Origin of the sequence: Butyrivibrio sp. NC3005 (assembly GCF_000424545.1) — a bacterium.
In the GTDB taxonomy this organism is placed as follows: domain Bacteria; phylum Bacillota; class Clostridia; order Lachnospirales; family Lachnospiraceae; genus Butyrivibrio.
This window is the reverse complement of sequence record NZ_AUKC01000091.1, coordinates 1-1,793: the sequence shown is the minus strand read 5'-3', so window position 1 is coordinate 1,793 and position 1,793 is coordinate 1. Positions and strand designations below refer to the sequence as shown.

The window sequence follows — 1,793 nt, the reverse complement described above, 5'->3', positions numbered from 1 at the left end:
CATAAATCAAGAGTATTCGATAGACCAGTGAAATAGAAACAAGTATACTCTTTTGTTGTTGCTGCGTTATATACCACTCCGCTGTTCGTCGCCTCTTCGATAAGTCTTTGATATACTTCGTTTCCGGAAGTAACCGGATTAACAACCAAATGTTCTACAAGATGTGATAAACCACTGTTACTATCAGATTCATTCTTGCTTCCCTGTGCCACCCATAGTCCACATGCAATTGTCTTTGCTCCAGGAATCTTATGTAATATAATTTTTAATCCATTTTCCAAATAAGCATTTAAGATATCATACATTTTCACTTTACCCTTATTTTTGATTGCTTTTGTTCTCTTGATGTTTTTATTCTATTACTGTTTTTCATTTATTTTGATACCTAAAAACGGAAAAAGTCGAGTTTCCATTTAATTTAATGCACTTGGCTTTTTAAAGTTTTTTAACAAAAAAAACAGAGAGAACAATTAGGTTTCTCCCTGCTTTTACAATTTGTTCTGGTGTTTATTTCGAAATTTGGCAACACTGTTCCGCCGCTAGGCGCACCACAAAAAACACGACAATATATCTCCCAATGTTATAAAAATCACCTCTCGTCAATCAAACAATTCATCCAACGTAATAACCTTCTCAAATGACCATTTATACTCGTTATCTTTTATTCCATATGTTGTAATAAGGGTATTATGTATTGTGCTCTTCTTTGGAATCTTCTCATATAATAATGTTTGTCTATGCCTAAGAATTTCATCATAGTCTTTATCTACTGCAAATTTATCACTGTAAAATTTCATCTCGCACATATTTACAACATTATCTTTACGAAGGATGAGCAAATCTATCTGAGTGCCCCTTTCATCATCCCCTGTTTTAGTCCAGGCTGACTCTGTAGAGCTTATTCCACTTATTCCCAAAGCTCTTTTTATTTCCGAAATGTGGTTAAAACATACATTTTCGAATGCATATCCTCTCCATGTTACAATAGGTTGTGAATCTATATTTTGCTGCCAGAATCCATTCACTATAGAATCCTTTTTTTCTACAAACTTCAGAAAAAAGGCACAGAACGGATCTACAAGTTTATAATGTTCTTCTCTTTTACCGCATCCAAACGGAACATATTTTATAACAAAATCACTCGCCAATAGTGCATTAAGGCTTTTAGAAAGTGTTCCACCATCTGAATATCCTGACTCACTTATGATTTCTTTTCTGGTATATCCCTTACTCCTTTTTGCAAGCACCTTTACAATTGTCTTTGCCATATCCGAATTTGTGAATATTGAAGAAAAAAGTCTATCAAATTCTTGTGAAAGTTTCGCACCTTTTGCAAAAAACAACTCATCTACATTTTGAGCCAAACTATTGCCTCGCCTAAAATAATTCAGATAAAATGGGATTCCGCCAAATATCATGTAGGATTGCACAATATCATATCTCGAAAGATTTATCCCTCGCTCTTTGAATAGCAACTCGCTCTCCTTTAACGTAAAAGGAGAAAGTTTAATTTCATAAGTAACTCGCCCATATAATCCACCGTGGTTATTAATAAGCTCATTCTCCATCCATGAATTAGCACTTCCCGAGATAATGACCATTATATTTCTATGGCAAGCCCAACCATTCCAAAATGATTCAAAGCCTGTTATAAATCCAGATCTAGGAGTATCCATCCACGGAAGTTCATCCAGAAATACAACCTGACGTGTACCATTATCGATGCTCTGTAAATACATCTCCAGCATAAAAAAAGCTTCTAACCAGTCTTTAGGACAATGACTTTTTTTCAT

At 34.6% G+C, this 1,793-nt stretch carries 2 protein-coding genes; both read right to left on the bottom strand.

Going from position 1 to position 1,793, the window contains the following annotated elements; all coding sequences use genetic code 11:
• On the bottom strand, nucleotides 1-305 hold a 305-nt coding region (locus G634_RS0114820), incomplete at its 3' end, for an insulinase family protein (RefSeq protein ID WP_026505917.1).
• Nucleotides 306-599: 294 nt separating this feature from the next.
• The coding region (locus tag G634_RS0114815) for an AAA family ATPase (RefSeq protein ID WP_026505916.1) at nucleotides 600-1,793 on the bottom strand (1,194 nt) is incomplete at its 5' end.